Consider the following 7,299-nt stretch of genomic DNA (forward strand, 5'->3'; position numbering starts at 1 on the left):
CGAAAGGCACTGATGTGAACCCCCTGGTTCAGCTCGCGGCCGAAGCCGAGGTGGAGAACCCCCTCATTCCGCCGATCCCTGAGCTCGTCATCGGTCTGATCGCCTTCGTCATCGTCTTCGGCTTCCTCGCCAAGAAGCTCCTCCCGAACATCAACAAGGTTCTGGAAGAGCGCCGCGAGGCCATCGAAGGCGGTATCGAAAAGGCCGATGCGGCCCAGACCGAGGCCCAGAGCGTTCTTGAGCAGTACAAGGCTCAGCTCGCCGAGGCCCGTCACGAGGCCGCGCGCCTGCGCCAGGAGGCGCAGGAGCAGGGCGCTGTGATCCTGCAGGAGATGCGGGCGGAAGGCCAGCGGCAGCGCGAGGAGATCATCGCTGCCGGCCACGCCCAGATCGAGGCCGACCGCAAGGCCGCGGCCTCCGCGCTGCGTCAGGACGTGGGCAAGCTCGCCACCGACCTGGCCGGCAAGCTCGTCGGCGAGTCCCTCGAGGACCACGCCCGGCAGAGCGGCACCGTCGACCGTTTCCTCGACGAGCTCGAGGCGAAGGCCGAGGCTGTCCGATGAACGGCGCGAGCCGCGAGGCACTGGCTGCCGCACGCGAGTCCCTCGACGCGCTGACCGACAACACGTCGGTCGACGCGGCGAAGCTCGCCGAGGAGCTGGCCGCCGTAACGGCGCTGCTCCAGCGCGAGGTCTCACTGCGGCGGGTCCTCACCGACCCGTCGCAGCCCGGCGAGGCCAGGGCGGAGCTGGCCGGACGACTGCTGCGCGGTCAGGTGGGCGGCGAGACCGTCGACCTGATCTCCGGCATGGTCCGCTCCCGCTGGTCGCAGTCGCGTGACCTGGTGGACTCGACCGAGGAGCTGGCGAACACCGCGGACCTCACCGCCGCCCAGCGCGGCGGAGACCTCGACGACGTCGAGGACGAGCTGTTCCGGTTCGGCCGGATCGTCGCCTCCGACAAGGGGCTGCGCGCCGCGCTCACCGACCGGTCCGCGTCCGCGTCCGCCAAGGGGCAGCTGCTGCACAGCCTGCTCGGCGGCAAGGCACGGCCCGCCACCGAGCGCCTCATCACGCGTCTTGTCACCCAGCCGCGTGGACGTAGCCTGGAAGAGGGACTCGAGTCCCTCTCCAAGCTGGCCGCGGAGCGCCGGGAGCGCATGGTCGCCGTGGTCACCTCGGCAGTGCCGCTCAGTGATCGGCAGAAGCAGCGCCTCGGCGCCGCCCTGGCGAAGATCTACGGCCGCCCGATGCACCTGAACCTCGATGTGGACCCCACGGTCCTCGGCGGGATCGCGGTGCGGGTCGGCGACGAGGTCATCAACGGCACCATCTCGGAGCGCCTCGAAGAGGCGACCCGTCGCATGGCCGGCTGACCGACGCAACGCAGCAACAGAACAGAGTAAGACCAGCGGCCCGGTTGGGCCGTGCAGAAATTGCAGAAGATTCCTGGGGGTCGGCCCCCAGACCCCCTTAAGAAACTTCGGGCCCAACAAGGAGAGCAGGGAACCCAGATGGCGGAGCTCACGATCCGGCCGGAGGAGATCCGGGACGCGCTGGAGAACTTTGTCCAGTCGTACAAGCCGGACGCGGCCTCGCGCGAGGAGGTCGGTACGGTCAGCGTTGCCGGCGACGGCATCGCGAAGGTCGAGGGTCTTCCCTCGGCCATGGCGAACGAGCTGCTGAAGTTCGAGGACGGCACCCTCGGTCTCGCCCTCAACCTCGAGGAGCGCGAGATCGGTGCGATCGTCCTCGGCGAGTTCAGCGGCATCGAAGAGGGCCAGCCGGTGCAGCGCACCGGTGAGGTGCTCTCCGTCGGCGTCGGCGAGGGTTACCTCGGCCGCGTCGTCGACCCGCTCGGCAACCCGATCGACGGTCTCGGCGAGATCGCGACCGACAGCCGCCGCGCCCTCGAGCTGCAGGCCCCTGGCGTCATGGTCCGTAAGTCGGTGCACGAGCCGATGCAGACCGGCTACAAGGCCGTCGACGCCATGGTGCCGATCGGCCGCGGCCAGCGTCAGCTGATCATTGGTGACCGTCAGACGGGTAAGACCGCTCTGGCCGTCGACACGATCATCAACCAGCGCGACAACTGGCGCTCGGGCGACGTGAACAAGCAGGTGCGCTGCATCTACGTCGCCATCGGTCAGAAGGGCTCCACCATCGCCTCCGTGCGCGGTGCCCTCGAAGAGGCCGGCGCGCTCGAGTACACGACCATCGTCGCCGCCCCGGCGTCCGACCCGGCCGGCTTCAAGTACCTGGCGCCGTACACCGGTTCGGCCATCGGCCAGCACTGGATGTACCAGGGCAAGCACGTCCTGATCATCTTCGACGACCTCTCGAAGCAGGCCGACGCCTACCGCGCCGTGTCGCTGCTGCTGCGCCGTCCGCCGGGCCGTGAGGCCTACCCGGGCGACGTCTTCTACCTCCACTCGCGTCTGCTGGAGCGCTGCGCCAAGCTCTCCGACGACATGGGTGCCGGTTCGATGACGGGCCTCCCGATCGTCGAGACCAAGGCGAACGACGTGTCGGCGTTCATCCCGACCAACGTCATCTCCATCACCGACGGCCAGTGCTTCCTGGAGTCCGACCTGTTCAACGCCGGCCAGCGTCCGGCCCTGAACGTCGGTATCTCGGTCTCCCGCGTCGGTGGCTCCGCCCAGCACAAGGCGATGCGCCAGGTCTCCGGCCGTCTCCGTGTCGACCTCGCCCAGTACCGCGAGCTGGAGGCCTTCGCCGCCTTCGGTTCCGACCTGGACGCGGCCTCGAAGGCGTCGCTGGAGCGCGGTAAGCGCATGGTCGAGCTGCTGAAGCAGCCGCAGTACGCCCCGTTCCCGGTCGAGGAGCAGGTCGTCTCCATCTGGGCCGGCACCAACGGCAAGATGGACGACGTCCCGGTCGAGGACATCCGCCGCTTCGAGGCGGAGCTGCTGGAGTACCTGCGCCGCGAGCGCAAGGACCTCCTGACCAGCATCCGCGAGGGCGCCAAGATGTCCGACGACACGCTGCAGGCGATCGCCGACGCCGTCGCCTCCTTCAAGCAGCAGTTCGAGACCTCGGACGGCAAGCTCCTGGGCGAGGGCTGATCGATGGGCGCTCAGCTTCGCGTTTACAAGCGCCGCATTCGCTCCGTCACCGCCACGAAGAAGATCACCAAGGCGATGGAGATGATCGCCGCCTCGCGCATCGTCAAGGCGCAGCGCCAGGTGGCGGCATCGACGCCGTACGCGACCGAGCTCACCCGCGCGGTGACCGCGGTCGCGACCGGCTCCACCACCAAGCACCCGCTGACCACCGAGGCCGACGCTCCGGCGCGGGCCGCGGTCCTGCTCATCACGAGCGACCGCGGTCTGGCCGGCGGTTACTCCTCCAACGCCATCAAGGCCGCGGAGCGACTGACCGAGCGGCTCCGGGGCGAGGGCAAGGAGGTCGTCACCTATGTGATCGGCCGCAAGGGCGTCGCCTACTACGGATTCCGCGAGCGCAAGATCGAGGATTCGTGGACGGGCTTCACCGACAGCCCGACGTACGCGGATGCGAAGCGGGCCGCGGCCCCGCTGATCGAAGCGGTCACCCAGGAGACCGCCGAGGGCGGCGTGGACGAGCTGCACATCGTCTTCACGGAGTTCGTGTCGATGATGACGCAGAACCCGGTGGACAACCGGATGCTGCCGCTCAGCCTCGACGCCGCGAAGGAGGAGGCCGGCAAGGGCGAGATCCTGCCGCTCTTCGACTTCGAGCCGTCGGCGGAGGACGTCCTCGACGCCCTGCTTCCGCGGTACGTCGAGAGCCGGATCTACAACGCGCTGCTGCAGGCCGCTGCTTCCGAGCACGCCGCCCGTCGCCGCGCGATGAAGTCGGCCACCGACAACGCCGGTGAGCTCATCAAGAGCCTCTCCCGGCTTGCCAACGCGGCCCGCCAGGCCGAAATCACCCAGGAAATCAGCGAGATCGTCGGCGGTGCCAGTGCGCTGGCCGACGCGACCGCGGGGAGTGACAAGTAATGACGACGACAGTTGAGACGGCCGTTGCCACGGGCCGCGTCGCCCGGGTCATCGGCCCGGTCGTCGACGTGGAGTTCCCCGTCGACGCGATGCCGGACATCTACAACGCGCTGACCGTCGAGGTGGCCGACCCGGCCGAGGACGGCAAGCTCAAGACGCTGACGCTCGAGGTCGCCCAGCACCTCGGTGACGGTGTGATCCGCGCGATCTCGATGCAGCCCACCGACGGTCTGGTCCGCCAGGCCCCGGTGACCGACACGGGCACCGGCATCACGGTCCCCGTCGGTGACATCACCAAGGGCAAGGTGTTCAACACCCTCGGTGAGATCCTGAACAAGCCCGAGGCCGAGGCCGAGGTCACCGAGCGCTGGCCGATCCACCGCAAGGCGCCCAACTTCGACCAGCTCGAGTCCAAGACCGAGATGTTCGAGACCGGCGTCAAGGTCATCGACCTCCTCACCCCGTACGTCAAGGGTGGAAAGATCGGTCTGTTCGGTGGTGCCGGTGTCGGCAAGACCGTTCTGATCCAGGAAATGATCTACCGCGTGGCCAACAACCACGACGGTGTGTCGGTGTTCGCCGGTGTCGGTGAGCGCACCCGTGAGGGCAACGACCTCATCGAGGAAATGGCCGACTCGGGCGTCATCGACAAGACGGCGCTCGTCTTCGGTCAGATGGATGAGCCGCCGGGCACGCGTCTCCGTGTCGCGCTGGCCGGTCTGACCATGGCGGAGTACTTCCGCGATGTGCAGAAGCAGGACGTGCTCTTCTTCATCGACAACATCTTCCGGTACACCCAGGCCGGCTCCGAGGTGTCCACCCTGCTCGGCCGTATGCCGTCCGCGGTGGGTTACCAGCCGAACCTGGCCGACGAGATGGGTCTGCTGCAGGAGCGCATCACGTCGACCCGTGGTCACTCGATCACCTCGATGCAGGCGATCTACGTCCCCGCGGACGACCTGACCGACCCGGCCCCGGCCACCACCTTCGCCCACCTCGACGCGACGACGGTTCTCTCCCGTCCGATCTCCGAGAAGGGCATCTACCCGGCCGTGGACCCGCTGGACTCCACGTCCCGGATCCTGGACCCGCGTTACATCGCGCAGGACCACTACGACACCGCCATGCGTGTCAAGGGAATCCTGCAGAAGTACAAGGACCTCCAGGACATCATCGCCATTCTCGGTATGGACGAGCTCGGCGAGGAGGACAAGCTCACGGTCTTCCGCGCCCGTCGCATCGAGCGCTTCCTGTCCCAGAACACCCACGTCGCCAAGCAGTTCACCGGCGTGGACGGTTCGGACGTTCCGCTCGACGAGTCGATCGCCGCGTTCAACGCGATCGCCGACGGTGAGTACGACCACTTCCCGGAGCAGGCGTTCTTCATGTGCGGTGGCATCGAGGACCTCAAGGCCAACGCCAAGGAGCTCGGCGTCTCCTGAGCCCATGGCTCACCGAGGGGGACGGGGTGCGTCCCGTCCCCCTCACCACGCCCCGTAGAATTGACCCAACACCCGGCTCGAACGGCCGGGTGGTGACCCGAGGAGCCACCCTTGGCTGCTGAGCTGCACGTCGAGCTGGTCGCCGCGGACCGCAGTGTCTGGTCCGGCGAGGCCACCCTGGTCGTCGCGCGCACCACGTCCGGCGACATCGGCGTCATGCCCGGTCACCAGCCGCTTCTGGGTGTGCTGGAATCGGGCCCGGTGACGATCCGCACGAGCGACGGCGGCACCGTTGTCGCCGCTGTGCACGGCGGTTTCATCTCGTTCGCGGACGACAAGCTCTCGCTGCTCGCGGAGATCGCGGAGCTGGCGGACGAGATCGATGTCCAGCGCGCCGAGCGTGCGCTGGAGCGCGCGAAGTCGGACACGGACGCTGCCTCCGAGCGGCGCGCCGAAGTGCGACTGCGTGCGGTGGCGGTGCGCTAGCGCCCCGCGACCACGTAGCTTTACCCTCAGCCGCGGCCCGAGCTGGAGACCTCTCCAGACCGTGCCGCGGCTGAGGCGATGCAGGTGCGGTTGTATTTCTGGCGGTATCCGTTACTCGACGACGCGAGGAGGTCGGTGGAGATGTTCCTCGCGCTGTGGGTGGGCGGGCTGGTCGTCGCACTGGTCCTGATGGGACTCTTCGTCTTCGGTCTGCGCCGGCGGCTGATTCAGCGCTCCGGCGGGACCTTCGACTGCAGCCTGCGCTGGAACGTTCCGGAGGAGCCCGATCTGTCGGGCAAGGGCTGGGTCTACGGAGTCGCCCGGTACAGCGAGGACCAGATCGACTGGTTCCGGGTCTTCTCCTACGCTCCTCGACCCCGCCGGGTCCTGGAGCGTTCCGCTATCGAGGTGGTCGCCCGGCGGCTGCCCGAGGGCGAGGAGGAGCTCGCGCTGCTGTCCGACGCCGTGGTGCTCGGCTGTCTCCACCGGGAGACCCGCCTGGAGCTGGCCATGAGCGAGGACGCGCTGACCGGGTTCCTCGCCTGGCTGGAGGCGGCGCCGCCCGGCCAGCGGGTCAACGTGGCTTAGCGGAACGTGGCCGGGAAGAACGTGGCCTGATGAACATGGCCCGGCGGAACGCGGCCGAGCAGACGGAAAAACCGGGGAGACGGGGGGCGGACCCGTCTCCCCGGCTGCTTTCCGGGGTGGTGCGCGGTGCTGGTGGGGGGTTGTCCCAGACCGTGAGGGCTACTTCAGACCGCTGTTGATCGCGCCGACGAGTTCACCGTTGGCGGTGTCGCCGCTGAACTCCCAGAAGAACGCGCCTCCCAGGCCCTGGCTCTTCGCCCAGCTCATCTTGGACGTGATGGTGGCCGGGGTGTCGTAGCTCCACCAGTTGGTGCCGCAGTGGGCGTAGGCGGTGCCGGCGACGGTGCCGGTGGCGGGGCAGCTGTTCTTGAGGACCTTGTAGTCCTCGATGCCGGCCTCGTAGGTGCCGGGGGCGGCGCCGGTGGCGGTGCCGCCGGGTGCGTCCTGGGTGACGCCGGTCCAGCCGCGGCCGTAGAAGCCGATGCCGAGCAGCAGCTTGGAGGCGGGGACGCCCTGGGCCTTCAGCTTGGCGATGGCGTCGGCGGAGTTGAAGCCGGCCTGCGGGATGCCGTTGTACGAGGTGAGCGGGGAGTGCGGGGCGGTCGGGCCCTTTGCCGCCCAGGCGCCGAAGAAGTCGTACGTCATCACGTTGTACCAGTCCAGGGACTGGGCGGCGCCGGCGTATTCGGCGGCGTCGATCTTGCCGCCGTCGGAGCCGTCGGCGGTGATGGCGGCCGTCACGAGGTTGTTGCTGCCGAACTTCGAACGCAGCGCGGTGGT

Annotated in this window: 8 protein-coding genes; 7 read left to right on the top strand and 1 reads right to left on the bottom strand. The window is 68.4% G+C overall.

The features are described 5' to 3' along the window. Positions 1-14 precede the first annotated feature (14 nt). The 7 genes from ACWCPY_RS15830 (at position 15) to ACWCPY_RS15860 (ending at position 6,519) form a co-directional block, all read left to right on the top strand. Positions 15-563 (top strand): F0F1 ATP synthase subunit B, encoded by a 549-nt coding sequence (locus ACWCPY_RS15830; protein WP_259931890.1) that lies wholly within the window; start codon positions 15-17, stop codon positions 561-563. After that, positions 560-1,375 (top strand): F0F1 ATP synthase subunit delta, encoded by an 816-nt coding sequence (locus tag ACWCPY_RS15835; protein ID WP_451265212.1) that lies wholly within the window; start codon positions 560-562, stop codon positions 1,373-1,375. Before ACWCPY_RS15830 ends, ACWCPY_RS15835 begins: the two co-directional genes overlap by 4 nt. A gap of 138 nt (positions 1,376-1,513) precedes the next feature. After that, positions 1,514-3,085 (top strand): F0F1 ATP synthase subunit alpha, encoded by a 1,572-nt coding sequence (gene atpA / locus ACWCPY_RS15840; protein ID WP_451265214.1) that lies wholly within the window; start codon positions 1,514-1,516, stop codon positions 3,083-3,085. Between the two features lie 3 nt (positions 3,086-3,088). Then, a complete protein-coding gene (locus tag ACWCPY_RS15845; protein ID WP_451265216.1) occupies positions 3,089-4,003 on the top strand; it encodes a F0F1 ATP synthase subunit gamma in 915 nt (304 codons plus the stop codon). Next, complete coding sequence (gene atpD / locus ACWCPY_RS15850) at positions 4,003-5,445, top strand: F0F1 ATP synthase subunit beta (RefSeq protein ID WP_383765362.1); 1,443 nt, start codon at positions 4,003-4,005, stop codon at positions 5,443-5,445. Before ACWCPY_RS15845 ends, atpD begins: the two co-directional genes overlap by 1 nt. 111 nt (positions 5,446-5,556) lie before the next feature. Then, positions 5,557-5,931: a F0F1 ATP synthase subunit epsilon gene (locus tag ACWCPY_RS15855; RefSeq protein ID WP_093898532.1), complete on the top strand. Its 375-nt coding sequence runs from the start codon at positions 5,557-5,559 to the stop codon at positions 5,929-5,931. 141 nt (positions 5,932-6,072) lie between these two features. Beyond that, complete coding sequence (locus ACWCPY_RS15860) at positions 6,073-6,519, top strand: DUF2550 domain-containing protein (protein ID WP_451265235.1); 447 nt, start codon at positions 6,073-6,075, stop codon at positions 6,517-6,519. A 159-nt stretch (positions 6,520-6,678) separates the two neighbouring features. Here the strand turns inward: ACWCPY_RS15860 and ACWCPY_RS15865 are convergent. Further along, the coding region (locus ACWCPY_RS15865; RefSeq protein WP_451265219.1) for a glycoside hydrolase family 18 protein at positions 6,679-7,299 on the bottom strand (621 nt) is incomplete at its 5' end.

This window comes from Streptomyces sp. NPDC002403 (assembly GCF_053593015.1).